The organism is Streptomyces sp. NPDC004838 (assembly GCF_053600955.1).
The window spans coordinates 1-25,204 of the sequence record NZ_JBSGAW010000018.1; the positions used below are offsets into that span (position 1 = coordinate 1).

Sequence of the window (25,204 nt, forward strand, 5' to 3'; positions counted from 1 at the left end):
CGCCCGGATCACCGCCGACCGGCTGCGGGAGGCCGCCCACGCCGTCACGGCGGTGGCCAGCCCCACCGGTCGGGAGGCCCCGCTCGCACATCTGCTGGCCGATCGGCTGGCCGCCGCCGGGTTCGCCGCCACCGCGCAGCATCTCGACGCGCACCAGGCCAATGCCGTCGGCCGGCTGCGCGGCCGGGGCGGCGGCGAGGACCTGATGCTGTACGCCCCCATCGACACGCTCACCACCGGCGAGGACGCCGTCGACCTGCCGTGGATCGGCGAGCGGCTGCGCCCGGACATGGTGCCCCGGCCACGGGACGAGGGCCCGTACGTCACCGGGCTCGGCGCCGGCAACCCCAAGGGGCACGCCGCCTGCGTCCTGGTGCTCGCCGAAGCCCTCGGCGAGGTGCGCCCGCCGACGGCCGGCGACCTCGTGGTGGCCTTCGGGGCCGGCGGTATGCCGACCAATGCCATCGAGGCGCCGGGCTACCCCGACCGAGCCAACACCGGCCATGGCGTGGGCTGTTCGTTTCTGCTCGAACGCGGCTGGCACACCGACCACGCCGTCATCGCCAAGCCCGGCGACTTCATCGCCCACGAGGAGGTGGGGCTCTGCTGGTTCGAGATCACCGTGCCGGGCATCCACACCTACGCCGGCAGCCGCCACCGGCTCCCGTACCGCAATCCCGTCGTCACCGCGGCCGAGGTGGTGACCCGGCTGGAGAAGTGGCTGGCCGGCTACCCGGCCCGGCACCGGACCTCCACCGCCGCACCGCAAGGGGTGATCGGGTCGATCGCGGGCGGCTGGGAACGCATGCTCGCGGTGACCCCCGCGACCTGCCGTATCCGGCTGGACCTGCGGATCGCCCCCGGAACGCCGCCTCTGGCCGCCAAACGGGAGCTGGCGGCGTATCTGGCGCGCCTCTCCGCCGAACTGGACACGGACCTCGGGCTCGAACTCGTCCTGGCGATCCCCGGCACCCACACCCCGCCGGACGCGCCGGTCGTACGCGCCGCCGTCGCGGCCTGGGAGCGGACCACGGGAACACCGCACCGGCCGGCGCCCGACAACAGCGGCGCCACCGACGCCAACATCCTGCGGGCCCGCGGCATCCCCACCGCTCGGGTCGGGATGCCGAAAGTGACCTCCGACGTCGTCGACGCCGACTTCTCCCGCGGCATGAACACCGTCGACGTCCGCGCCATGCGACGCCTGTGCGAAGTGCTGGCCCGGGTCGCGCTCACGGCCACGAACGGCGAGCGCGCCCCCTCGGCTCCCGCCGACCCACGGAAGGACTGACATGACCCCACCTCCCGAGAGCCGCTACGCCGACGGCGGCGGCACCCGTTTCCACTACCACGATCTCGGCAGCGGCCCCGACACCGTGTTCCTGCACGGCGGCGGCCCCGGCTGCACCGCCTGGAGCGACTTCGGGCCCGTCGCGCCCCTGTTCGCGGCCGACCGGCGCTGCCTCCTCGTCGACATCCAGCAGTACGGCAAGTCCGAGAAGAGCCGTATCAGCGGACCGATGTGGGACCACCACGCGGCCCGGACGGTCGGCCTGTTCGACACCCTGGGTGTGGCGCGCGCCGACTTCGTCTGCAACTCCTGGGGCGGCACGATCGCCCTCAACCTCGCCGCCAGGTACCCCGACCGGGTCCGCGCGCTCGTGGTGACCGGCAGCATGCCGGTGTTCCACGGCCCGCTCGCCCCCCTGCCCGAGGGAGGCCGGCGTGGCCGCAACGCCCGCGACGTCTACTACGGCGGCGAGGGCCCGACGCGGGAGAAGATGCGCCGGCTCATCACCCGTCTGGAGTGGTACGACGGCGACCGGCTGCCGGAGGAGACCCTCGATCTGCGGTACGAGCAGAGTCTCGATCCGGGGGAACGCGAACTGGCCGCCGACTCCGACTCCCCGCGCGGCGAGTGGCAGGACCTCACCAAGGAACTCGGCGAGGTACGGGCTCCCACCCTGTTCCTGTGGGGCATGCACGACGCGTTCCTGACCCCGGACTACCCGCTGATGCTGGCCCGCATGGTTCCGAACGGCAACCTGCATGTGATGGACCACGCCTCCCACCACCCCCAGGAGGAGCGTCCGCACGCCTACCACTCCGTGGTCAGCGGCTTCCTCGACTCGCTCGGCTCCCCGGACCCCGGCGGCTCCTCCCCGCTCGCGAAGGGGGCGGCCCTGTGACGACTCGCGCCAGGAACCCGTTCGTGCTCCTGATCTCGCTGGCCGCCGCTGCCATCGGACTGCGCAGGCTCGCCGCCCGCAGCAACACCCAGGTGCATCGCATCAACCAGAAGTAGCCATCCCCGAGAATGGGAGCAGTGATATGAGCATCTGGACCGAACTGGGTCCCCTCGCCCACCGTGTGGAGTACGTCGACGCGAACGGCGTGCCGACACGCACGCTGCGCGCCGGCGACCCCGACGCCGAGGCCGTCGTCTTCCTGCACGGCACCAGCGGTCACCTCGAAGCCTTCTACCGCAACATCGCCGCGCACGCCGAGTACGACCTGTACGCCGTCGACATGCTCGGCCACGGCTACTCGGGGAAGCCCGCCAGGCCGTACGAGATCGCCGACTACGTCGCCCACCTGCTGGACTTCCTCGACGCCGTCGGGGTGGAGCGCGCGCACATCGTCGGGGAGTCACTCGGCGGCTGGGTCGGCGCCCGGACCGCGATCGAGCACCCCGACCGGGTGATCAGCCTGCAACTGCTGTGCGCGGGCGGAACCGTGGCCAACCCCGAGATCATGGAACGCATCCGCACCAGCACCGAGCGGGCCGTCGCGAGCGACGACATCGGCCTGACCCGTGAGCGCCTGCGGCTGCTCATGGCCGACGACGCGGACGCCACCGAGGAACTCGTCGAGGTGCGGCACGAGATCTACCACCGGCCCGATTTCGTCGCCAACGTCGGCAACCTCCTCTCGCTCCAGAACATGGAACGCCGGCTGCGCAATCTGCTGCGCCCCGATGAGCTGGCGCGGATCACCCAGCCGACCCTGATCGTGTGGGGACGCCAGAACCCGTTCGGCGAGGTGCCGGAGGCGGCGGCCATGCACAAGGCCGTCCCCGGCTCCCAACTCGAACTGTTCGACGCATGCGGGCACTGGCCCCAGCACGAGCAGGCGGAGCGCTACAACCGGATCAGCCTGGCGTTTCTGCGCGGGGCGACCGGCTGAGCCGGTCCGTCCGCTTCCACCGGAGCGGTTCGCCTCCGGCGAGCCGCGGGTGGGAGTGCGGCGCTCCGGTCTCGTCGGCGCGGCGCCGGCACGGGAGGAACCGCCGCACGGGCCGGGTGGGAGTGGCCAGGGCCGTGGCCGTACCGGACGTCACCGGACGAATCCGGCGCGTGGTCCCGGTCCGTTCAGCGGGCCGGTTCTGTTGACCGGCCCCGGCCCGCGGGGTGATCCTTCGACCATGGCGAGACAGGTCGAAGCCCGCCCCAAAGGGGCGGAAACGGTCGCTAACAGTGTGCTGGGCAAGGTCCAGCTCATTCTGGAGGTGTTCGGTCAGGACGACGAGCACCTCTCCCTCACCGAGATCACCCGCCGCTCCGGGGTGCCCAAGGCGTCCGTCCACCGTCTGGCGCAGGAACTGCTGCGTTGGGGCGTGCTGGAGCGCCGCGGCTCCGACTACTGGCTCGGTATGCGGCTCTTCGAGATCGGCCAGCGCGTGCCCCGGCAGCGGATCCTCCGGGAGGCGGCGCGGCCGTACATGGAGGACCTGTACCAGGCGACCAACGAGACGATCCATCTGGCCGTCCTCGACGGCCTGGAGGTGCTCTATCTGGAGAAGGTCTCCGGACACGGCCAGGTCACCCGGCCCTCGCGGGTCGCCGGGCGGATGCCGCTGTACTGCACGGCGACCGGCAAGGTGCTGCTCGCGTTCGGGCCGCGGTCCCTGGTGGACGACGTGGTGGCCGCGCCGCTGGAGCGGATCACTCCTCACACGGTCGGTACGCCGGGCCTGCTGCTCCAGGAACTGGCGCGGGCGCGGGCGGCCGGTTACGCCGTGGAGTCCGAGCAGACCCGAGTGGGGTTCCTCAGCGTCGCGATCCCGCTCGTCGGCGCGACCGGGGCGACGATGGGGGCGCTGTCGGTGACGGCTCCCGTGTTCCGGGCGGATGTGCGGAAGTACGCGGGTCTGCTGGACATGGTGGGCCGGCGCATCAGCAAGACCATCACCGCCATGAGCCGCGACTGACACGGCTGACACGCCTCGCGCGGGACCTGCCGGGTCCGGCCGCGCGAGCACTTCACACGGGCGGCGCCACGGGACACCGGCTGTAGCGTCGCCGCAGCGCTCCCACGGGCGGCCGGCCGCTGCCTAACCGGCTGTCGCGTTATCGCGCTGCGCGGAAACCGGTCACGCCGCGCGGGAATCACCTCGGCATCGGCGATACCGTCACGCGCCGGTCTCCCGCGCCGAGGACCCCGCCGTCACCCCTGCCGACGCCGCCGGTCCCGGCCACGGCCCCTGGTGTGGCGGCCCGTCCGGACTGGTCGGCACATGTCTCACCCGCGCCGCGGCCGGTCCGGAACACTGCGGCGGCGACCGGCCGGCGGACGTTCGCCGCGCGGACGACGACCGATGGACCGCGGATGGGTTCCGGCCACCTCACCGCATCGCTCCTGCCCGATCACCGTCCCCGGTGTCACGCTTCCCCCTGCGTTGCCCATCGCGCCCTGACCGCCCCTTGAGACGACACACGCCTCGCGGCGCATGGACCACAGCGCATCGGGGTGCTGAGGGTCCCGGCAGCGCACCCGCACCGAAGATCTCTGCCCCGTCCGGCACTCCCCCGCCGACGGGTCCTGTTCCGGCCGTGACGCGGTCGCCGCAGAAGGAGTACAGATGAGAAGGATTCCCCGCAGGACGTCGGCCGCCGGAGCGCTGCTCACCGGCGTCGCGCTGATCGCCGTGGCCTTGCCGTCCGGTACGGCCGGGGCCGCGCCCGCCACGGCCGCCGGGCCGGACCCGTCGGCCGCGCCGACCCGTGCCGGAGCCCTGCCGGTGAAGCTCAGCCGCGCGCACCAGGCCGACCTGCTCGCCGACGCCACCGCCGCCCGCTCCAGGACCGCGGCCGCCATCGGACTCGGCCCCGAGGAGACACTCCTTCCGACGAGCGTGCTCGAGGACGCCGACGGCACGGTGCACACCCGCTACGAACGCGCCTTCGACGGGTTACCCGTCCTGGGCGGCGACCTCGTCATCCACGCCACGCCCTCCGGCACCGTCAAGGGTGTGACCAGGGCGACCTCCGCCCGGATCTCCGTCCCCAGCACCACTCCCGCCCGCAGCGCCGCGTCCGCCCGCGCCTCCTCCCTCAGCCGGGCGAAGAAGGACGGAACCCGGAGCGCCGTCGCCGCCGGCGCCGCCCGCGCCGTGGTCTGGGCCGCCACCGGCCGCCCGGTCCTCGCCTGGGAGACCGTGGTCGAGGGCGCCCAGCCCGACGGCACGCCAAGCGAGCTCCATGTGGTCACCGACGCCACGACCGGAGCCGAACTCAACCGCCGTGAAGCCGTGATGAACGCCACCGGCAACAGCAGGCACAGCGGCCGGGTCCCCCTGGTCACCTCGCGCTTCGGCTCCCTCTACAACCTCACCGACATCCGCCGGGGCAGTCACCGGGTCTACGACATGGAAGGGCAGGGGGAAGGCAGCGGGAAGCTCTTCACCGACAACGACGACATCTGGGGCGACGGCACCTCTGCGAACCGGCAGACCGACGCCGTGGACGCGGCGTACGGGGCTCAGGTCACCTGGGACTACTTCGCCGATGTGCACGACCGCTACGGCATCCGCAACGACGGTGACGGCGCGTCGTCCCGCGTCCACTTCCAGAGGAACTACGCCATCGCCTTCTGGCAGGACTCCTGCTTCTGCGTCAGCTACGGCGACGGCGGCACGACGCCGTACACGTCCATCGACATCGCGGCGCACGAGTTGGCACACGGCCTCAACTCCAGCACCGCCAAGCTGTACAGCTTCGGCGAGGCCGCCGGTCTCTCCGAGGCCAGCAGCGACATCTTCGCCGCCGCCGTGGAGTTCCACGCGGACAACTCACGCGACCGGGGCGACTACATGATCGGCGAGAACGTCGACATCGGGGGCGTTCGTCCTCCCCTGCGCCACATGGACCGGCCTTCCCAGCGGGGCAGGTCCACCGACTACTGGCACCCCCGCTTCACCTCCGGCAGGAATTCCGCGTACATGGCCGGTCCGGCCACGCACTGGTTCTACCTGGCCTCCGAGGGCAGCGGCGCCAAGACCGTGAACGGCGTCGCCTACAACAGCCCCACCCACGACGGACTGCCCGTCACCGGGATCGGCCGGGCCGCGGCCGAGAGGATCTGGTACCGGGCCCTCACCCTCTACATGGTCTCCACCACCGACTACGCCGGAGCCCGCGCCGCCACCCTCGCCGCCGCCGCCGATCTGTACGGCCGGAAATCGGCCACGTACCGGCACGTCATGGACGCCTGGGGAGCCGTCAACGTCGGCGTCCGCCACGACAACCCCGCCCCCAGGCCGGCCGGGCCCGTCTTCGAGAACACCACCCGCGTCCCCATCCCGGACCTGCCCGCCGTGGCCGAATCGCCGATCACCGTCACGGGAGTCCCCGGCAAGGCCCCCACGATCCTGCTCGTCGACCTGCACCTCGTCAACGCGTTCTCGGCGAAGACGGAATTGGTGGCACCGGACGGCACCGTCTACCCCCTCGCGAGCAATGCCTACGGGGAAACGGGCTCCTACATCGCCACGCTCGGCGTCGATGCCTCCTCCGAGACCGCCAACGGCACCTGGACCCTCAGGGTGTACGGCGACATGTCCACCCAGACCGGGCCCTTCATCCACAGCTGGAAGCTCTCCTTCTGATCCAAGCGATCGGCGCGATGCCCGGATCCCGACAGGGGGACGGCGGCCCGGAGCGGACCCGGCCACCGTCCCCCGCCATCCGCCGCGCCCCCGCGTCGTCACCGAAACCGGGTTCCGTCCCCTGACCGCCGGGCGGCGCTCGGTGACGGGTGTGGGACCCCACCGGCGACGAGGTGATCGCGCCCGCGGCCGCCGCGCCGGTCAGTTACGCGGGGCGCGGTACGCCTTCGGCAGCTTGAAGCCGCGTTCGGCCATCACCGTACGGAGCCGGTCCGGGTAGTCCGTGATGATGCCGTCGACGCCGTCATCGATCAGCTTGTGCATCGTGGCCGGGTCGTTGACGGTCCACGGGATGACCTTCATACCGGCGGCGTGCGCCTTCGCGACCATCTCCGAGGTCACATACGGCCGGTAGCCGGGATCGTTGACGGCACCGCCCTGGGGGTCGCCGTGCACGGGCGAGAGGGCGTCGGCCTTGAACGACTTGACGGCCGCCACCAGGTCGCCGCCGAAGTCGTCGATGTCGATACCGCCGAGCCACGGGGACTTGCCGGGCATACCCGCCTGGAGGAACTGCTGGCCGTTGGTGAGTGCGACGATGGGCAGGCGCGGCTCGACCTGGCGCATGCGCATCAGGGCGCCCCAGTCGAAGCTCTGGATGGTGACCTGGTCCAGGACACCTGCCTCACGGACCTCGCGGGCGACGACCTGGACGAACTGCTCGCGCGGCGCGGTCTCGTGCGGCGCTCCCGCTTCCACCTTCGTCTCGACGTTCATCATGACCTTGTGCGCCTTGTAGCGCTTGGCGACGTCGAACACCTCGGAGAGCAGCGGCATCTTCGCGCCCGGGCTGGGGCGCTGTCCGGGATGCTGAGGCAGCGTCTGCGTGCCGCAGTCGAGCGTGCGCACCTGCGCCAGGGTGAGGTCGACGATGTACTTGCCGGCATACGGGTACTGCGGGTCTCCCGGCACGGCAGGGGCCGTGTCGCGGCACTTCGTCGAGGCGATACGCCGGTCGTGGGTGACGACGGCCGCTCCGTCCTTGGTGATCTGGACGTCGAGTTCGAGTGTGGTCACTCCGGTCTCCAGAGCGTTGGAGAACGAGGCGACGGTGTTCTCGACGACGAGTCCGAGCCCTCCCCGGTGGGCCTGCAGATCGAAACCCTGCTTCTGCTTCTGCTTCTGCTTCGGCTTCTCGCTCCCCGACGCCGCCGATGCCTGCGGAGCCATGAGCGACACGGCCGAGAGGACTGCCAGCGCGGACACCGTGATCCTGCGGCCGGTGAATCGCCCGGCGCGCACGGCGAGTGGGTGGTGAGACATGTGATGCCTTTCTGAGGGAGGGTCGTCCGGTCCGTGCACAGCATCCGGCGGGCGGGTCGGCTTCGGGCGACCGCAGGCTGAAGGACTGGTGACCTGGGGATGTCGGATTCGGTCGCGTCCGCTCCCGAGCCGGGAAGACGGGCGGGGCTTTCGGCCGGAACGGCGGCCGTGATCCATCGATGCACGCCGTTCGCCTGTTCGGGTGGCGATCCGTACGTAAGGTGACACCCGTCGTACCCGTGCCGGCCAGGCGGCGGGAAGAGCCGTACGGGGGAGCGGATGCACGGCATGAGCGAGAGGACGGTCTCCACGCACGGCGGCCCGCGGCACTCCCGGCGAGGGGGTGGCTGACCGTGCGAGAGCTGCCCGAGGAGGCGCGGGAACTGCTGGCGCTCGCCGCCGAGGTCGCGCGTATCCGCGACGCTCCCGAGTGCACGAGCCGGGATCTCGCCATCGCCGCGGTCGCCCAGCGGCTGATCGCGAAGGAACGCGATCCCGAGGGCGCTCCGCCCGGTCTGTCTCCGGAGATGCTGCCCTTCGGGCCGTCCCTGGAGCGGCTGCTGACGGAGCCGTCGGGAGAACCGGTCTCGTCCGGGCTGCTGGAGATCGCGGCCAGGGAGAATCCGGATCTCGCGGAGTATCTGGGTACCGGGTGAGGGCTCGTCTCACCGGGTTCGGGAACCCCGAGGGGACGTACCTCCTCGCCCGGGGACGTGAGCGGTTCGCCCAGGGGCACGAGCGGGACGAGTCAATCGTCCGATCCGGGCGCATACACATCCGAGGCCGCGGGGATTCATGAAACGATCCCCCGGACCGCCACCGGGCGACGGAAGGACTCCCACGGATGGATGAGGACCACAGCACAGAGGCCGCGACGGTCTTCGACGCGCTGGGCGCCGACTACGAGCGGGCCTTCGCCCACTCCGCCGCTCACCACGCCTCGTTGCTGAGGCTGTTGGAGGATCTCGCGCCGCGCAGCCGCGTGCTGGACGTGGGCAGCGGAACGGGCCTGCCGACGGCCCGGACCCTGGCCGACGCCGGCCACGAGGTGCTGGGGATCGATGTCTCCCCGGTCATGGTGGATCTGTCCGCCCGTCAGGTGCCGGAAGCGGTCTTCGAATGCGCCGACATTCGCGAACTGACCCTCAAGGACGAGAGTTTCGACGCCGTCTGTGTCTACTTCTCGCTTCTGCAGATGTCACGGAACGATCAGTCGCGACTCCTGGATCGGCTCGGGCGGGCGCTGCGTCCCGGAGGCCGTCTCGTCGTCGCGACGGTGCCGCTGGACGTGGAAGCCGTCGACGGAGTGTTCATGGGCCAGCGGGTGCGGTTGACCAGCTTCGGGCCCGAGGAGTTCACGGCGCTGGTCACCGGGTCGGGCTTCTCCGTCCTGTGGGAGCAGAGCACCCTGTTCACCCCGGACTACCCGGACGCTGTGGCCGAGCCACAGTTGTTTCTGCTCTGCCGCCGGACCTGAATCCGGCCCGGCGACCGCGGCCGCGGGCACGGTCGTGCCGTGCCCGCGGCCGGGCGAATCCGTGTCGGCCGGGGTGCCGGGAGCGCACCGGCCGGGATGCCGTAGCAGGGAGCGGCCGGGGAAGCGGATTCGCTGTACGGGCCCGATCTCGGCCATCGCCCTGACGTGGCCGCCGGTGTTGGGCTACGGTTCCGGTCCGGCGACGTTCCGCCGTCATCCGGCGGGCTCACGGTGGACCGGCAGATCACAGGGAACAGGCGGCAGCGCATGAGCGACCAGGGCGGGCGAGAGACGTTACGGCACGGCAGCCGACCGCATTCGGCGCGAGTGTACGACTACATTCTGGGCGGCAAGGACAACTACGAGGTGGACCGGGAGGCGGCCGAGGCGTCGCTGCGCGCCTGGCCCGGTCTGCGTACGAGCATGCTGGCCAACCGGGCGACGATGCGCCGCATGGTCCACTGGCTGGCGGCCGACGCCCGTATCGGACAGTTCCTCGACATCGGCACCGGCATTCCGACCGAGCCGAACCTGCACCAGGTCGCCCAGGGGGTGACTCCTCAGGCGCGGATCGTGTACGTGGACAACGACCCGATCGTTCTCGCCCACGCCGACGCGCTGATGGACAGCACTCCCGAGGGCCGGATCGCCTATATCGAGGCCGATATGAACACCCCGGACACGCTGCTGGCCGATCCGGCCCTGCTCAGGACACTCGATCTGAGCGAGCCCGTCGGCCTGACGGTCATCGCGATGCTCCAATTCGTCGAGGACGCCCAGGGGTTGATCGAGACCCTGGTCGAACCGCTGGCGTCGGGCAGCTGTGTGGCCATCACCCTGGCGACCGCTGATCTCGCCTCCGGATCCGAGGCGCTGGCAGCCGAGTACACGCGGCGGGGCATCCCCATGTATCTGCGGAACCTCGCCGAGGTGGAACGGCTCTTCCACGGCCTCGCCCTCGTCGACCCCGGCATCGTGCCGATGACGGCCTGGCGGCCGCCCGCCGACGGCGAGCGGCTGCCGGACGCGGCGACGAACATGTACGCCGGGGTGGCGCGCAAGCCCTGAGCCGCCGGACTGGTCCGCCGACGCGCCGACCGGGCTCCGGCGGCTCGCAGCGCTGGGGCCGCTCCTCCGGGAGACCGGCCTCGCCGGGAGGCGTCCCGGCGAGGTCGCGGCCGAGCCCGGTCGTGGAAGGCGGAGCCTGCTCCCCTCGGGGCCGGTCCGGTGCGCGGAGTCACGGCCGTGCTCCCGAGCCGGACGCGGCGTCGGAGCCGGAGCCGGACGCGGTGCCGGACGCGGTGTCGGAGCGGGACACGGCACCGGATTCGTCGGTGGCGACGGCGGGTTCTCCGGTGGGCGGCGCGAGCGTGAGCATGTGCGTACCGCTGCGCGGCCGGAGGTAGCAGACGTAGTAGAGCAGGGCCCCGCCGACGATGGCGGTCGCGATGAAGAGGTCCCGTCCGGTCTGCTCGCTCAGCACGAGCAGCGAGATCGCCAGTCCGACCAGGGGCGGCAGAGGCCACCACGGCATACGGTAGGGCCGTTCGAGGTCCCGTCTGCGGATTCTGCTGACCACCGCGGCCATGGCGACGAGCGAGTACTCGATGGCCACCGTGGCTCCCACCCAGGTGGTCAGGGTGACGACGTCGGCGACGAGGATCAGTGCGGTGCCGGCCGCTCCGATGATGAGGGTGGCGATCCAGGGGGTCTGGAACCGGGGGTGCACGGCGGACAGGGCGCGGCTGACGGGCGCGGGCCAGACCATGTCGCGGCCGGAGCTGTAGAGGATCCTGGCGAAGTAGGGCATCAGGGCGATGACACCGTTCAGGATCGCGATGGCGATGCCGAGGCTGATGACCGTGTTGAACGTCTCGCCGCCGATGCTGGTCAGGAAGTACTGCCAGGGGCTGTCGCTGGTGGTCAGCTCGGCCATGGACGGCGAGCCGAGCAGTGCCGCCGCGACGGGCAGCAGTTCGGCGAGTACGGCGACCACCAGCGCGCCGAACACGGCTCTCGCGATGTTCCGCGCGGGGCCCTGGGTCTCCTCGGAGAAGAGGATCGCGCCCTGGAAGCCGTTGTAGGCGAAGCTGGCGACGGCGACGCCCGCGATCAGCGCCCCGGCGGTCAGCGGACTCGACCCGCCGTCGGCGTCGAAGAGCTGGGGGGTGAAGAGGTCGGTCACCGGGCGCTGCGCGTTCACGAAGCCGAGTACGGTGACGAGGGCGACCGCGGCCAGTTCGAGTACGAGCAGGATCCCGGTGGCGAGCGCGCTGAACTTGATCCCGAAGACGGCGATCACGGTGGACACCGCGATGACGACGGCTCCGATGACGTTGGCGTCCGCCGAGAACACGGTCTCCAGGTACTCGGCCATGCCGAGCGCGATGACCGCCGGGATGAGGATCGCCTGCACCGGGCCGGTGAGTACCAGGGAGACGAAGCCTGACGCCCGCCCGAGGGTCCGGGCGATGAAGGAGTAGTCGCCTCCGGCCAGCGGGTAGGCCGCGCCGAGTTCCGCCCAGCAGAACGCCATCGCGATGCCGAGGAGGGCGGCCACCGCGAACGCGAGGGCCGCGCCGCTGCCGCTGATCGCGAAGACGACGGCGGCGATGACGAACGCCGAAGAGGCGGGGGTGATGGCGGCGACGACGATCGCCATGTTCCCGAGCACTTTCAGGCTGCGGGACAGTTCCTGCTCGTACTTCTCGGGCGTGGGTTCGTCCTTCCGGGGCGCGGGTTCGTCCGGTCGGAGCCCCGGTGCGGGCTTGTCGGTCCGGAGCCCCGGCGCGGGCCCGCCCGGCTGATTCCCGGATGCCTGGTTCCCGGGCGCCTGGTTCTCCTGGTTCCGGGGCGTCCCGCCCGCGCCGCCGGTGACCGGTGGTCCGCCGGCGGGTACTTCGGGCTGGGGTTCGATGGGTCTCACCTCGGCTGCTCCTTGCCTGAACGGTGGTTCGACGTGGTGGACGCGCGGAGTGCGGGACGGTCACAGGCGTTCGAAGCCCCGCGCCAGTTCCCAGTCGGTGACGGCGGCGGAGAAGGCTTCGAGTTCGACCTCTCCGGCGCGTGCGTAGTGGTCGACGGTGTCCTGGCCGAACGCCTTGTGCGCGGCCGTGCTGTCCCTGAAGGACGTGATCGCCTCGGCGAGGGTCGGGGGAAGCGGCCGCCTGCCCGAGGTGTACGCGTTGCCGGTCAGTGCCTCGTCCAGCTCCAGGTTCTCCTCGACGCCCTGGAGTCCGGCCGCGATGATCGCGGAGACGGCGAGATGGGCGTTGACGTCGCCGCCCGGTACCCGGTGTTCGAAGCGCAGCGACTCGCCCGAGCCGAGGACCCGCAGGGCGCAGGTCCGGTTGTCGAAGCCCCAGGCGACCGTCGTGGGCGCGTAGCTCGCGGCGGCGAAGCGTTTGTAGGAGTTGATGTTCGGTGCGAAGAGGAGGGTGAAGTCCCGCAGGTAGGCCAGTTGTCCGGCCAGGAAGCGGGTCATCAGCGGGGAGAACCCGTGGGGGCCGGTACCGGCGAACGCCGGTCGGCCGTCGTGGTCGCGCAGGCTGAAGTGGAGGTGGCAGGAGTTGCCGTCGCCCCGGTTGGCCTTGGGCATGAAGGTGGCGCTCAGTCCCTCGTCCGCGGCGAGCTGTTTCACCGCGAACCTGCCCACCGCCTGGTTGTCGCAGGCGCGCAGGGCGTCCGCGTAGCGGAGTACGAGTTCGTACTGTCCCGCGTTGGCCTCGCCGACGAGTCCTTCCAGCGGGACACCGGCCGTGGCCAGGTCGTTCATCAGCCGGTTCAGGAACCTTCCGCCGCTGCCGGTGTCCAGGAGGCTGAGGTCGTTGCCGAAGTGGGTGGCCGGTTCGAGTTCGCGGTATCCGCTCGCCCAGGCCCGGCGGTACGAGGTCGTGTAGAGCAGGAACTCCAGTTCCGCGCCGACCAGGGCGCGCAGTCCGAGGGCGTCGAGCCGGTCCAGTTGCCGGCGGAGGATCTGCCGGGGCGATACGGGGACGGGTGCGCCGTCGCGGGTGGTGAGGTCGCACAGGACGAGTGCGGTGCGGTCCCGCCAGGGGGCCGGGCGCAGTGCGTCGGGATCGGGGCGGAGGACGAGATTGCCGTATCCGGTCTCCCAGGAGGCGATGGCGTATCCGGACGGGGTGCTCATCTCGGCGTCCGTCGCCAGCAGATAGCTCTGGCACTCCAGTCCGCGTGCGGCCACCTCGTCGAGGAAGTGGCGGGCGGGCAGCCGTCTGCCGGGCAGCCGGCCCTGCATGTCGACGGCGGCGGCCTCGACGGTGTCGACCGCGCCCGTCGCGACGAGTTCGCGCAGCCCGGCCAGGTCGAGCGGGCGGGGCCAGGAGGATGTTCTCGGCTCCGCCGGGCGGGGCCCGTCCTCCGCTGGGCGGGGGTCGGTCATGATCTGCGGCCCGCGATGTCCTTCTTCACGGCCGCCTCCACCGCGCGCACGGTCGCCTGCACCCGGTCGACCATCTCGTCGAGTTCACCGTCGCCGGCGGAGAACGCGGGGGCGAGGAGGGTCTGGTCGCCGGCGAAGCCGTCGGCGGTGGGCTGGGTGGAGTAGATGAGGAGCTGTCGGTCGCGGGCCTCCTGGTCGATGCGCCCGGCGACTCGGAGCGACGGGTCGAGGAACGATTCGCCGTCGTCCGGGTCGACGTAGCTGATGCCGAGCAGGAAGCCGCGTCCGCGGACCTCGCGGACCATCTCGCAGCCGGAGAGGGCGTCTTCGAGGGCCTGCCGCAGCTTGGGGCCGCGCTCGCGGACCGACTCCACCAGGCGCTCGCGGCGGAGCCGGTTGAGGACGGCGAGGCCGACGGCGCAGGAGACCGGGGCGCCGTCCCAGGTGTGGCCCGGCTCGAACGCGCGGGACCCCTGGGCGACGGCCTGGTAGACGTGCTCCCTGACGAGCATTCCGCCGATGGGGATGAAGCCTGCGCCGAGTCCCTTGGCGGTGGTGATGATGTCGGGCACGACCGGCGTCTGGTGGGCGGCGAACCAGGTTCCGGTGCGGCCCAGTCCGGTGACCACCTCGTCGAACCAGATGAGGAAGCCGTGCTCGCGGCGGCGCTGCTCCAGCCCGTGCCAGAAAGCCTCCGGCGGGCTGTAGCCGGGCAGTGCGGCGGCGCTGACCGGCTCCAGCAGGAACGCGGCCACGTTCTCCGGCCCGGCTTCGGCGAGCACCCGGTCCAGTTCGGCGAGGGCGCTCTGTCCGGTGGGGTCGGTGCGCCAGGTCGACGGGGCGATGTGCGGCTGCTGCTGGATGTAGGGCTGGTACGGGCTCTGCAGGCCCGGTCGGCCGGTGAGGCCGAAGGTCGCGATGCTCGCGCCGTGGTAGGACTGCGCCGGCGAGATGATCAGATGGCGGGACGGCTCGCCCCGTTCGACGTGGTACGAGCGGGCCATCCGCAGGCCCAGTTCGTTGGCCTCCGTGCCGCCGGAGGTGAAGTGCACCCTGGTGAACCCCTCGGGGGCGATCCCCACGAGTTCGGCGGCCAGTTCCTCCTGGGCGGGTGTGGTGACGTGCACGTTGTACACGTACGAGAGCCGCCGTGTCTGTTCGGCGGCGGCCTCGACGATCTCGGGGATGTCGCCGTGCCCGAGGCTGGTCACCATCGCGCCTCCGCTGACGGCGTCGAGGTAGGCGTTGCCGGCCGTGTCGTAGAGCCAGACGCCGTCGCCCCGCTCGATGAGCGGGTATGCCCGGTCGAGTTCCCGGACGAAGACGCTGGTCCGGTCGGCCCGAACGAAAGAACGATCACTCACGAAAAGCCCCCATTGGTTTATTGGACCTCAAGTGAGTCCTTTATAGATTCCAGGCCGACCACTGTCAACGGTCGGGCACCGGGAGGCCGAGAGCGGGACGAAAGGGGAAGGGGGGAAGAGGAGGAAAGAGGGGAAGGGGACTGAGGCCGCCGACGTCTCCGCTACCGGCGGGTCTCGGCCTCCGCTCGCAGCTGGCGGGCGTTCTCCGCGGCCTTGGCCAGGTCGAGACCGTTCATGCTGGCACCCTCGCTGACGGTCACGTAGGTGTTGGCGTCCAGCCAGGCGCAGATGGTGTAGCTGGCCGTGTGGTTGCCCGACGGATCCGGGTTGTCGGTCCGCAGGGTTCCCACGGAGCAGCGCAGGATGCCACCGAGCGGGCCGGGATCCTCCTCCGTGACCTCACTGTGTGTGATGGTCATGCCCGGCTCGTCCACATCGGGCTCCGGCATATGGGCGAGTATCTCAGAGCGTTCCTGCGCACTGATCGGGCTGTCCTTCTCGACTGCCAGCGCGACCACGTAGTTCTCACCGAGTAATCCGCCCGTGTACGCGGCGGAGGTGACGCGCGAGTTCGGGATCCGCGCCCTGACGGCCGACTCCTGCTGCTTGAGCGACTGGCCGACGTAGCTGTTGTCGTCCCGCGACAGGTTCAGGAATGTGTCGGGCAGTTGGATGCGGCCCATCGCCTGGTCCCCCGCGGCCGGATTCCGGTTGCCCCCGGCCGCGGCGCCCTGGTCGCCCGTACCGGCGTTGGCGCCGGTCGTCGGCTGCGTACCCCGGCCGCCCGCTCCCTGTCCGGCTCCCGCCGTCGCACCCGGAGCCGAGGCGGGCCGCGAGGTTTCGTTCGAGTTCGTCAGGAGCATGGTGGTGGCGATCAGAGCCGTCGCGCCGACGGCTCCCAGCCCGATCCAGAGCGCTTTGCGTGGAGCACTGCCGGCCGGTCCCGGTACGGGCATCGGTCCCGGTTGCGACCACTGGGGCTCGGGCGGGCCGTAGCCGCCCGCAGGCGGCGCGTACCCCGGCGGGAAGTGCGGCACCGGAGGTGGATCGGGAACACCTGCCGGCGGTTGAGCGGGACCCTCGGGCGGCTGCTCGGGCATCTGCTGTCTCCTCTACCTGTCGTGGTGCGGTGTTTGGTGCCAACCGAGGTAATTTTCCCAGCATTTGAAGGACCACGACCAGGTTCGGGCATCTCTGTTGCCGAACCGCAGCACCCGGTCGGATCGGCCGGACTCCGCTTACCCCTTGCTCGGAGACGGGCCCTCCGGCACGGGTGCGTTCCCACCCGGACATCACCAGGACGTAGACATAACCGAAACTGGACGGAAGCCTCCCTCGCCGACGAACGAGTCCCCCAGGGACCACGGCCGCCGACGAGATCCTCGACTCCCTCGCCGACTACCTCACCAAGTACTCGGAGTCGCCGTTTCCGGCGCGGAGCACTAGCGGGTACGGGGGTCGCGCAGCGCCGGCCTGGCGGCGAGCGACTCCAGGAGCGTGTGCATGCTCCGGGCGGTCCGGCCGACGTGCTCGCGCATCAGGGCCTCCGCCGTATCGGCGTCCCGGCCCGCGAGAGCCGTGAGGATGCCCGCGTGCTCGTCGATCGAGACGTCGTGCCACGCCTGACTCTCGGGCAGGAGCGCGAGCACCGCGTTGAGATGGAGCCGGGTCCGCTCGATCGCCTCGACCACGAAACGATTGCCGCTCGCCCCGGCGATGGCCAGATGGAACGCGGTGTCCTCGCGCATGAACTCGGCGTCCGTGACGGCCGCGTTCATCCGGTCCGCGGCCGCGCCGATCCCGGCGAGCTGTTCCTCGGTCCGCGCCAGGGCCGCCGCCCTGGCCGCGGCGGGCTCGACCACCAGCCGGTAGTCGATCGCCTCCCGGATCAGATCGGCGGACTGCGCCACTTCGAGCACCCGGAAGTCGAGGGTCCCCGGCCGGTCCGCGGGCGCCAGGACGAAGGATCCACCGGCCCGGCCGCGCCTGGTCTCGATGAGGCGTTCGGCTTCGAGGGTGCCGATGGCGAGCTGGATCGTCGCCCGGCCGACGCCGAACAGCCGCACCAGCTCCCGCTCCGGCGGCAGGGCCTCGCCGGGTGCGAGGATGCCGAGACCGATGTGTCTGCGGATCTGTTCGGCCACGTACTCGTGCGCCCGCTGCTGTTCGATCACATCGAAGAGCGGGCTCTCGCCGTCGCCCGACTTCCCCGTCACGGTGGTCATGATGCCACGCCGTCCACTGCCCCTTGACCCATTCGACGCCCAATGTTTGCATAAGGACCTCAAACGGGTCCTTTCTTGGTTCGAAGAACGAGGATACGCGATGTCATCTGGTCGGCTCATCGGCGACGACGGCAGTGAACTGATCGGCTACACCGACCGGTGGTCGGCCGCTCCCGGCGACTCCGTCCGGCTGATGGTCTCGGCGTCGGCCGCGTCGATCGACGTCAACCTGGTACGGCTGCGCCACGGCGACCCGAACCCGGCCGGCCCCGGCCTGCGCGCCGACCCGGTCCCCTCCCCCGTGGACGGCCGCTACCCCGGTGGTACACAGCGGATCCGGGCGGGGTCGTACGGCGTACTCGCCGACCCCGGCCCGGCCGACCGGCTCTCGGTGTGGCTGTGGACGGCCAGGCCAGCGCGGGGCAGCCGCCAGGTGGTCGTCGGCCGGGGAGATCTGGAGCTGTTCCTCGACGCGGACGGAACACCCGGCGTCCGCCTCGGCGAGGCTCTGCTGACGGCCGGGCGGGCGGTGGATCCGGAGCGCTGGACCAGGCTCGGGGTGACCGTCGGCCCCGGATTCCTGCGGCTGGAGGCCGGTGACGACATCCGGTCGACGCCCTGCGACCAGGCGGCACCGGCCGGTCCCGTCACGGTCGCGGCGACCACGGCCGGGAGCGAGCACTTCACCGGCAAGCTCGAAGAACTCCGGGTCGGGACGCGGATCCACGACATCCGGGAACTGCGGCTGGTCAACGGACCCACCCTGGCGGTGACCGGACGGCACTGGAGGGACGACACGACCGACTTCCGTTCCGCGCCCGCCGAGTACGCCGCCGTGCACTTCCACGAGGACGACGTCGAGGACGCCGGATTCACCGCGACCGCCGAACTGACCGTCCCGGACGACCTGCCCAGCGGGGTGTACGCGTTCCGCCTGCGGGACGGCGAAGGGCTCGTGGACCATGTGCCGTTCACCGTGTGCCCGCCGCGCGGCACGGCCACCGCGCGCATCGGCTTCCTGCTGCCGACCCTGACCTATCTGGCGTACGCCAATGAACGCCTGGTCGCGGCGGGCGACGGCGGGATGGTTCCCGCGGACCGGACCACGGAGCCGGCGCCCGCCGACCGGTGGCTCGCCGCCCACCCGGAAGCCGGTCTCTCGGTGTACGACAAGCACGGCGACGGCTCGGGCTGTTCGCTCGTGTCGATACTCCGCCCGATCCCCAATCTCCGCCCGGACTTCGTCTGGTGGAACACCGGGGCTCCGGAGCGGTTCGGCGCGGACCTGTACATCGCGGACTTCCTGGACCACCGGGGCGAGCCGTGGGACGCGTTCACCGATCACGAACTCCATGAGCAGGGGGCCGCGTTGCTCGCCCGCTATCCGGTGATCGTCACCGGCACCCATCCCGAGTACTGCACCAGGGAGATGCTGGTCGCCCTGGAGTCCTATCTGGACGGCGGCGGCCGGGTGATGTACCTGGGCGGCAACGGCTTCTACTGGGTCACCAGCATCGATCCGGACCGCCCGTACATCGCGGAGGTACGGCGCGGCGTCAACGGCACCCGCGCCTGGAACTCCCGGCCCGGCGAGTCGCGCCACCAGACCACGGGCGAGCCGGGAGGGCTGTGGCGGTACCGGGACCGGCCGCCGCACCGCCTCACCGGCGTCGGCTTCACCGCCCAGTCCGACGGCCGCGACCGGGCGCCCGGCTACCGGCGGACCGCCGCCGCGGACGACCCGTCCCACGCGTGGATCTTCGACGGGGTCTCGGACGCGGACGTCATCGGCGACTACGGACTCAGCCTGGGCGGGGCCGCGGGCTACGAGATCGACCGCTACGACCGGCGCGCCGGCTCCCCCGCCGACGGCGTCGTCCTCATGACCTCGCAGGGCCTGCACCCCGACTCGTATCTGCTCGCCGTCGAGGAACTCGACGTCACCGTGGCGGAGGTCACGGGCAGCACCAGCGACCGGGTGCGCTCGGACGTGGTCCATCTCGAACGCCCCGGCGGAGGGTCCGTGTTCAGCGTCGGTTCGTGTTCCTGGGCGGGCAGTCTGTCGCACGACGGCTACCGCAACGACATCGCCCGCATCACCGACAACGTGCTGACCGAGTACCTCCGCCGCGGCGCGAAGTGAACGTCCGCGCGGCGGGCTTCGGCGGCGGAAACGCACGGCGTGTACGACGGATTCCCGCGGCCGACGTCCCGGCGGCCCGGCGTGGGCCCCGGCGGACGCCGTGGCGTCCGCCGGGGCCTCATGGCCGGTGCCGGGGCCGGTGCCGCCGCCCCGGCCCCGGCGCCCGGCTCAGCGGATGTCCACGTCCACGCAGGCGTAGAACGCCATGGGGGTGTCCGCGATGTTCCACACCGCGAGCACCTTCTGCCGTCCGCTCAGACCACCGAAGTTGACCTGGTGGGACACCGTCGAACCGGGCTGAGCGCCGCCGTCGTTGAACTCCGCGACCTTCCTGCCGCCGACGTAGTACTGCCAGGTGCTCGTGGCATGCCGTGCCGTGAGACGCCAGTTGAAGCTGGTCGAGCTGCTGACTGGGGTGACCTTCCAGCCCCTGCCGTCGTCGTCGAGCTCCGCGAAGCTGCCGTTTCCGCCGCTACAGCTCCGCAGGCCCTTGGGCCCTTCCACGCTCTGCGGTTCGTACTGGATGGGACCGCAGGGAATCGTGCGGGCGGCGCACTGGGCCTGTCGGCTCGGAGGGGAGGAGATGTAGCCGTGCGCGCTGGCGGTCTGGGCGGGCAGACTCACCGCGATGAGCGGAGAGATAGCCGCGCCGATGGCGACGGCCAGCCGTTTCTTCCCGTGCATGTCGGCTCCTTCTGTACGGAGGCCCGCGCCGCTGCGCGAGGGCCTCGTGGGGGGGGACAGACGAAGACGGATCCGCGTGCCCGCCGGGTCGACGGCCGGTCGTGGGGACCGGCAGTCGGCGGCTTCCCGACGAGCCCGCCTCACCGCTTGGTCCAGACCATACGTCTTGACCGTGCTCAGTCAATAGGGCGCGACCGTCATTTCCAGCCTTTCGAGGGGGCGGGCCGACCCACGAGACGCCGGGAACGCACGGCCAAACCGCCATCCGGACGCAATGTCGGTTTACCTCTGCTTTACGATCTCCTCAGTAGCGTGACCCGGACTTGTCATACCGGCCGGGCCGCGCCCGGCCGTATCCATGTCTGGCACCTTCCGGGAGTACCATGCGCCGCCGAATACACCCCGCCGCAGCGGTCGGCGGCGCGACGATCGTGGGCGCGGGCGCGATCTACCTCGCCGGACTGCTGCTGACGAGCGACGAGATACCCGACGGCACACGGGTACGCGGAGTCGACATCGGGGGCATGAGCCAGTCGCAGGCCCGCGAGAAGCTGGACAGGGAACTGGGGGCCGGCGACGCCGCGGGGCTGACGGTGCGCGTCGGCGACGGAACCGACAGCATCGATCCGCGCGCGGCCGGACTCGGCCTCGACGCCCGCGAGACCGTCGCCCGTGCCGGCCGGTCGGACAACGATCCGATCAGCGTGATCGGCCGCCTCTTCTCGTCCGGCGGCGGCGAGGTCGACCCCGTGGTCCGCGTGGACGAGGACAAGGCCCGTACGGCCCTGGAGGGGCTGGCGAAGAAGCATGAGCGCAAGGTCCGCGAGGGGACGGTCACCTTCGACAAGGGCAAGGCGAAGGAGGTCCGGCCGCGCACCGGGCAGACCCTCAACGTCGACGCCTCGATCGACGTCCTGCGCGGCTCGTACCTCGCCGCGAAGCCCGGACCCGCCGTCCTCCCGGTTCGGGAGACGGCGCCGAGGATCGGCGCGGCGGAGACGGAACGGGCCATGCGGGAGTTCGCGCGGCCCGCGATGTCCGGACCGGTCACCCTGACCACGGGCGGCGAACGGATCACGATCAACCCGTCCGTCCTCGGCAGGCACCTGAAGATGCGGCCGGACGGTGGCGGCCGACTGGTGCCGGAACTCGACGGCCGCGACCTGCTCGGCGATCCCGCTCTGGCCGTGCCGGTGGCCGCGGCCACGAGCGAGGCGACCGAGGCCGACCTGCGGCTCAGCGGCGGACGTGTCGAGGTGGTGAAGGACGGTGAACCGGGTCAGGAGGTCACCGCGAAGACGCTCACGGAGGCCGTCCTGCCCCTGCTCACCAAGTCGGGCACGGCGCGCACCGGCGAAGTCGCCACCAAGAAGACCGAGCCCAAGGTGACCAGGGCGAGCCTCGCGAAGCTGGGGCTGAAGGAGGAGATCTCCTCCTTCAAGGCCGACTTCCCCGCGTCCGAGTACCGCAGGAAGAACATCGGCCGCGCCGCCGAGCTGATCAACGGGTCACTCGTCATGCCCGGCGAGACCTGGAGCTTCAACCGGACCGTCGGCGAGCGCACCAAGGCGAACGGTTTCGTCGACGGCATCATCATCCTGAACGACCAGTACACCAAGGCGGCCGGCGGCGGCGTCTCGACCGTCGCCACCGCCATGTTCAACGCCGTCTTCTTCGCCGGCGTGAAGCCGGTGGAGTACGGCGCGCACTCCTTCTACATAGAACGCTACCCGGAGGGCCGCGAGGCGACGGTGGCCTGGGGCAGCCTCGATCTCCGGTTCGCCAACGACTCCGGCAACGCCATCTACATCCTGGCCGAGTCCACGGACACCTCGGTGACGGTCACCTTCCTCGGCACGAAGAAGTACGACTCCGTGGAGGCGGTCAAGGGACCGCGTACGAATGTGAAGCAGCCGGGAACCCGCCCCGGCGCGGCGACGGACTGCCAGCCGCAGACTCCGCTGGAGGGGTTCGACGTCACGGTCGAGCGCGTCTTCCGTTCCGGCGGCCAGGAAGTGAAGCGGGAGCCCTTCCGGACGCGCTACACCCCGCGCGACAGCGTCACCTGCGACTGAATCCCCGACACCCGGTACGGGCGGGCGGCACCGCCGCCGCCCGCCTCTGTGCCGCAGTACGCGGCCGGTGCCGTCGAGGGCCACGCCCTTGACGGAGACCGGCCACTCGGGCGAGACATACGACATGGAGCACGTCTGCGGATCAAGGAGACCGGACGCCGGGAACGCGACGGCGGCACGACGTCTCTCCGCGCCCCGTCCGAAGCCCGGACCGGGAGTGTGCCGCGCGCCCGCACGCAAGACGTCCTGAACCGGCCGACCGGTTCCCGCGCCCGTCCGACGGCCTGGGAAGGCGCGGCCCCGGCTTTTGACGACGGACCGACGACGGACCTGGCCACAGACCGACGACAGACCGGCGACAGACCGACGTCCGGGCCCGCCGGGCCCGGACGTGACAGTTCAGCGGGTGCGTGGCGTCAGATGCGAACGCCCCACATGAACGGCATACCGCTGCGCGCGATCGACTCGTACCGGACCTGCGCGCCGGGCTTGGGCGAGTGGAGGATCTGGCCGTTGCCGGCGTAGAAGCCGACATGGCTCAGGTCGCTGCGCATGAGGATGAGGTCCCCGGGCCGGAGGTCGCTCAGGGAGTTGATGCGCGTGCCGTAGTTGGCCTGGGCCTGGGAGGTACGGGGGATGGCGACGCCGGCCTGCTTGAAGGCCCAGGAGGTCAGGCCGGAGCAGTCGAAGGAGTCCGGGCCGGTCGCGCCCCACACATACGGCTTGCCGACACGGCTCTGGGCCGCCGAGAAGGCCGCCGCACCGCGCGAGGACGCGCTCTTCTCGTTGCCGAGGTCCGTGCGTGCGCTGGCGCGGTTGGCGCGGTCCTCCTGCTCGTTGATCTTGGCCCGCTCCTGGGCGCTGAGGGTGTTGAGGAGCTTCTGGGCCTTGGCGAGCTTGCCCTGGATCTCCTGTTTCTTCCGCCCGAGTTCGGTGCGGACGTCCCGCAGGTCCGCCAGCTTCCGGCCGGCCTGGACGCGTTCCTGTTCCATCGTGCGCTTCTGCGCCTGGTACTGCTGAAGGACGCTCAGTTCGCGGTCGCTGAGCCGGTCCATGACGGACGCCTGGTCCAGATAGCCGTCCGGGTCGGCGGAGAGCATCAGCTGCAGGGCGGGGTCGAGACCGCCGCTGCGGTACTGGGCGGAGGCGATCGCCCCGACCCGGTTGCGCATCTCGTTGAGCTCCTGCTGCTTGCGGGCCGCGGTGTCCTGGAGGCCGCCGACCTCCTTCTCCAGGGCGTCGGCCTTCTCCTTCGCGCCGTTGTACTTCTCCGTCGCCTGGGTGGCCTCTTCGTAGAGCCGGTCGACCTGCGCCTTCACGCCCTTCTTCGTCGGGTCGGGCAGGGGGTCGGCCGAAGCCGCCTGGGACGACAGGGCGACGGCCGCGGCGGCTGAGGCCGTGAGCACGGTCGCGCGGGTCCGGCTCGGAGGCTTGGGACGACGGTGGGACGCCACGATGGGGCCAGCTCCTTCTTCCTGGGCCGCCTCCCCACCAGTGCCGCATCGGCGTATCGGGTGTGGTCAGGCGCTGCGTACAAGGACGGCTGCTCCGTCGCACCGGACCGGTACGGGCTCAGGTGTACGAAGGAACCGACCGAATACTAAGCAGGTTAACGATGAGATTCCAACCGCCGCAACCGCCCCGGTGCCATCGCCGGCAACACCGGGCGGGACACGACGGTCGTCGATAACAGCACATGTACGGCATGCGCGTTCTCCGCGGGCAGGCGCGTCCCGGCGGATCCGTATCGCTGTGCGCGGCCTCTCCGGTAGCCTCCCCGGTCGGGGGTGAGGGCGACGTGTTCGAAGCCATCGTCGTGGGTGCCGCGGTCGCGTTTCTGGGGTGGATCGCGTCGACGGTGTGGCGCAACCGGGGGCAGCTCTCCCTGCCTCTGGTCTCGTTGCGCTTCCGGGGCACCGTCCGGGTCTCCGTGGCCGTACTGCTGCGCGTACAGCACGACGACACGTACGTCCTGGTGCACTCGCCGTTGCGGCCCCATGCCTACGGACCGTTCGGCGGAGCCGCCAAGTACCGTCCCGCGGCCCGTCCCCGGCTGGATTCGCTGGGCTTCCGGGAGGAGCCGAGGGCGGACGAGCGCATGCGGCACGACCTGCGGGGATTTCTCCCCTTCCGGAGGCTGCCGGCGTTCGGCCGCTGGCTGGCGGAGTACGAGGACCGGGAGACCGCCGCGGAGTGTCTGCGGCGTGAACTCACCGAGGAACTCGCCGAGGCGGGGCGTCCGGAGCTGTCCGGGCAGGTCTCGGGCCTCCATTTCCGCCTGGTGCGCAAGGTGATCGACGGGCCTCTGAAGGTGCCGGGGAAGGACTACCGTCAGATCCGGTTCCTCGAGGTGTGGGACCTCGATCTCGGCACCCCGGACGCGACCGCCCTGCGTGATTCGTTGCTCCGGGCCGGCCGTGAGGCGACCGGGGCCGGGGCCGGCATCATCTGTGTGAGTGCCGAGGCCATCGGTCACGGTCGTCAGGAGGGTTTCTATCTGGCCCCGCAGAGCGCGTTCCTGATGGGCGACCGCAGGCTCCACGCCGACATCCCCGCCCCCCGGTGATCCGATGCTTCCGAGAATTCCGAAGCTTCCCCGTGATACGGCGGGCGCGCGGGCGGGAA

Annotated in this window: 19 protein-coding genes; 11 read left to right on the forward strand and 8 right to left on the reverse strand. The window is 71.1% G+C overall.

What is annotated here, in order from left to right; genetic code table 11:
- The 5 genes from ACWEFL_RS20715 to ACWEFL_RS20735 all read left to right on the forward strand — a co-directional run.
- A partial coding sequence (locus ACWEFL_RS20715) for a peptidase dimerization domain-containing protein (protein WP_451714558.1) occupies positions 1–1,291 on the forward strand: 1,291 nt, incomplete at its 5' end.
- Between the two features lies 1 nt (position 1,292).
- Positions 1,293–2,189 carry an alpha/beta fold hydrolase gene (locus tag ACWEFL_RS20720; protein WP_451714560.1) on the forward strand — a complete coding sequence of 299 codons (897 nt, stop codon included), beginning with the start codon at positions 1,293–1,295 and terminating at the stop codon, positions 2,187–2,189.
- A gap of 142 nt (positions 2,190–2,331) precedes the next feature.
- A complete protein-coding gene (locus ACWEFL_RS20725) occupies positions 2,332–3,186 on the forward strand; it encodes an alpha/beta fold hydrolase (RefSeq protein ID WP_451714563.1) in 855 nt (284 codons plus the stop codon).
- A gap of 238 nt (positions 3,187–3,424) precedes the next feature.
- Positions 3,425–4,210: an IclR family transcriptional regulator gene (locus tag ACWEFL_RS20730; RefSeq protein WP_451714565.1), complete on the forward strand. Its 786-nt coding sequence runs from the start codon at positions 3,425–3,427 to the stop codon at positions 4,208–4,210.
- A 651-nt stretch (positions 4,211–4,861) separates the two neighbouring features.
- Entirely contained in the window at positions 4,862–6,886 is a 2,025-nt protein-coding gene (locus ACWEFL_RS20735; RefSeq protein ID WP_451714567.1) for a M4 family metallopeptidase, read from the forward strand.
- A 201-nt stretch (positions 6,887–7,087) separates the two neighbouring features.
- Here ACWEFL_RS20735 and ACWEFL_RS20740 read toward each other — a convergent pair whose 3' ends face one another.
- On the reverse strand, positions 7,088–8,209 hold the full coding sequence (locus tag ACWEFL_RS20740) for a glycerophosphodiester phosphodiesterase (protein ID WP_451714569.1): 1,122 nt from the start codon (positions 8,207–8,209) through the stop codon (positions 7,088–7,090).
- 353 nt (positions 8,210–8,562) lie between these two features.
- Between ACWEFL_RS20740 and ACWEFL_RS20745 the strand changes: the two genes are divergently transcribed.
- From ACWEFL_RS20745 to ACWEFL_RS20755, 3 genes are all read left to right on the forward strand, one after another.
- Positions 8,563–8,865, forward strand: coding sequence for a hypothetical protein (locus ACWEFL_RS20745; protein ID WP_451714571.1), 303 nt, complete (start codon positions 8,563–8,565; stop codon positions 8,863–8,865).
- Positions 8,866–9,053: 188 nt separating this feature from the next.
- The gene (locus tag ACWEFL_RS20750) at positions 9,054–9,686 is read left to right on the forward strand and encodes a class I SAM-dependent methyltransferase (protein WP_451714574.1); all 633 of its coding nucleotides are present in this window, start codon (positions 9,054–9,056) and stop codon (positions 9,684–9,686) included.
- 267 nt (positions 9,687–9,953) lie between these two features.
- Positions 9,954–10,754 (forward strand): SAM-dependent methyltransferase, encoded by an 801-nt coding sequence (locus tag ACWEFL_RS20755; RefSeq protein WP_451714577.1) that lies wholly within the window; start codon positions 9,954–9,956, stop codon positions 10,752–10,754.
- Positions 10,755–10,923: 169 nt separating this feature from the next.
- Here ACWEFL_RS20755 and ACWEFL_RS20760 read toward each other — a convergent pair whose 3' ends face one another.
- From ACWEFL_RS20760 to ACWEFL_RS20780, 5 genes are all read right to left on the reverse strand, one after another.
- Positions 10,924–12,612 (reverse strand): amino acid permease, encoded by a 1,689-nt coding sequence (locus tag ACWEFL_RS20760; RefSeq protein WP_451714579.1) that lies wholly within the window; start codon positions 12,610–12,612, stop codon positions 10,924–10,926.
- Between the two features lie 60 nt (positions 12,613–12,672).
- Positions 12,673–14,088, reverse strand: coding sequence for a glutamine synthetase family protein (locus ACWEFL_RS20765; protein ID WP_451714582.1), 1,416 nt, complete (start codon positions 14,086–14,088; stop codon positions 12,673–12,675).
- Entirely contained in the window at positions 14,085–15,452 is a 1,368-nt protein-coding gene (locus tag ACWEFL_RS20770) for an aminotransferase family protein (protein WP_451714585.1), read from the reverse strand. The genes ACWEFL_RS20765 and ACWEFL_RS20770 overlap by 4 nt, the downstream gene beginning before the upstream one ends.
- Positions 15,453–15,613: 161 nt before the next feature.
- The gene (locus ACWEFL_RS20775; protein WP_451714588.1) at positions 15,614–16,552 is read right to left on the reverse strand and encodes a hypothetical protein; all 939 of its coding nucleotides are present in this window, start codon (positions 16,550–16,552) and stop codon (positions 15,614–15,616) included.
- A 342-nt stretch (positions 16,553–16,894) separates the two neighbouring features.
- Positions 16,895–17,677 carry a FadR/GntR family transcriptional regulator gene (locus tag ACWEFL_RS20780; protein ID WP_451714591.1) on the reverse strand — a complete coding sequence of 261 codons (783 nt, stop codon included), beginning with the start codon at positions 17,675–17,677 and terminating at the stop codon, positions 16,895–16,897.
- 100 nt (positions 17,678–17,777) lie between these two features.
- Between ACWEFL_RS20780 and ACWEFL_RS20785 the strand changes: the two genes are divergently transcribed.
- Positions 17,778–19,820: a N,N-dimethylformamidase beta subunit family domain-containing protein gene (locus ACWEFL_RS20785; protein WP_451714593.1), complete on the forward strand. Its 2,043-nt coding sequence runs from the start codon at positions 17,778–17,780 to the stop codon at positions 19,818–19,820.
- A gap of 168 nt (positions 19,821–19,988) precedes the next feature.
- Here ACWEFL_RS20785 and ACWEFL_RS20790 read toward each other — a convergent pair whose 3' ends face one another.
- Positions 19,989–20,504: a lytic polysaccharide monooxygenase auxiliary activity family 9 protein gene (locus ACWEFL_RS20790; RefSeq protein WP_451714594.1), complete on the reverse strand. Its 516-nt coding sequence runs from the start codon at positions 20,502–20,504 to the stop codon at positions 19,989–19,991.
- 383 nt (positions 20,505–20,887) lie between these two features.
- On the opposite strand from ACWEFL_RS20790, the gene ACWEFL_RS20795 reads away from it, so the two are divergent.
- Positions 20,888–22,579, forward strand: a complete 1,692-nt coding sequence (locus ACWEFL_RS20795) for a VanW family protein (protein WP_451714596.1) — start codon at positions 20,888–20,890, stop codon at positions 22,577–22,579.
- Between the two features lie 416 nt (positions 22,580–22,995).
- Here ACWEFL_RS20795 and ACWEFL_RS20800 read toward each other — a convergent pair whose 3' ends face one another.
- Positions 22,996–24,033, reverse strand: a complete 1,038-nt coding sequence (locus ACWEFL_RS20800; RefSeq protein ID WP_451714599.1) for a C40 family peptidase — start codon at positions 24,031–24,033, stop codon at positions 22,996–22,998.
- Between the two features lie 344 nt (positions 24,034–24,377).
- Here ACWEFL_RS20800 and ACWEFL_RS20805 point away from each other — a divergent pair, with 344 nt between their 5' ends.
- Positions 24,378–25,145, forward strand: a complete 768-nt coding sequence (locus tag ACWEFL_RS20805; RefSeq protein ID WP_451714602.1) for an SMODS-associated NUDIX domain-containing protein — start codon at positions 24,378–24,380, stop codon at positions 25,143–25,145.
- The last annotated feature ends 59 nt before the right edge of the window (positions 25,146–25,204 follow it).

Coding starts and splice junctions, on each gene's coding strand:
- ACWEFL_RS20720 (WP_451714560.1), top strand. CDS start 1,293: ATGACCCCACCTCCCGAGAGCCGCTACGCCGACGGCGGCGGCACCCGT.
- ACWEFL_RS20725 (WP_451714563.1), top strand. CDS start 2,332: ATGAGCATCTGGACCGAACTGGGTCCCCTCGCCCACCGTGTGGAGTAC.
- ACWEFL_RS20730 (WP_451714565.1), top strand. CDS start 3,425: ATGGCGAGACAGGTCGAAGCCCGCCCCAAAGGGGCGGAAACGGTCGCT.
- ACWEFL_RS20735 (WP_451714567.1), top strand. CDS start 4,862: ATGAGAAGGATTCCCCGCAGGACGTCGGCCGCCGGAGCGCTGCTCACC.
- ACWEFL_RS20740 (WP_451714569.1), bottom strand. CDS start 8,209: ATGTCTCACCACCCACTCGCCGTGCGCGCCGGGCGATTCACCGGCCGC.
- ACWEFL_RS20750 (WP_451714574.1), top strand. CDS start 9,054: ATGGATGAGGACCACAGCACAGAGGCCGCGACGGTCTTCGACGCGCTG.
- ACWEFL_RS20755 (WP_451714577.1), top strand. CDS start 9,954: ATGAGCGACCAGGGCGGGCGAGAGACGTTACGGCACGGCAGCCGACCG.
- ACWEFL_RS20765 (WP_451714582.1), bottom strand. CDS start 14,088: ATGACCGACCCCCGCCCAGCGGAGGACGGGCCCCGCCCGGCGGAGCCG.
- ACWEFL_RS20775 (WP_451714588.1), bottom strand. CDS start 16,552: ATGCCCGAGCAGCCGCCCGAGGGTCCCGCTCAACCGCCGGCAGGTGTT.
- ACWEFL_RS20780 (WP_451714591.1), bottom strand. CDS start 17,677: ATGACCACCGTGACGGGGAAGTCGGGCGACGGCGAGAGCCCGCTCTTC.
- ACWEFL_RS20785 (WP_451714593.1), top strand. CDS start 17,778: ATGTCATCTGGTCGGCTCATCGGCGACGACGGCAGTGAACTGATCGGC.
- ACWEFL_RS20790 (WP_451714594.1), bottom strand. CDS start 20,504: ATGCACGGGAAGAAACGGCTGGCCGTCGCCATCGGCGCGGCTATCTCT.
- ACWEFL_RS20795 (WP_451714596.1), top strand. CDS start 20,888: ATGCGCCGCCGAATACACCCCGCCGCAGCGGTCGGCGGCGCGACGATC.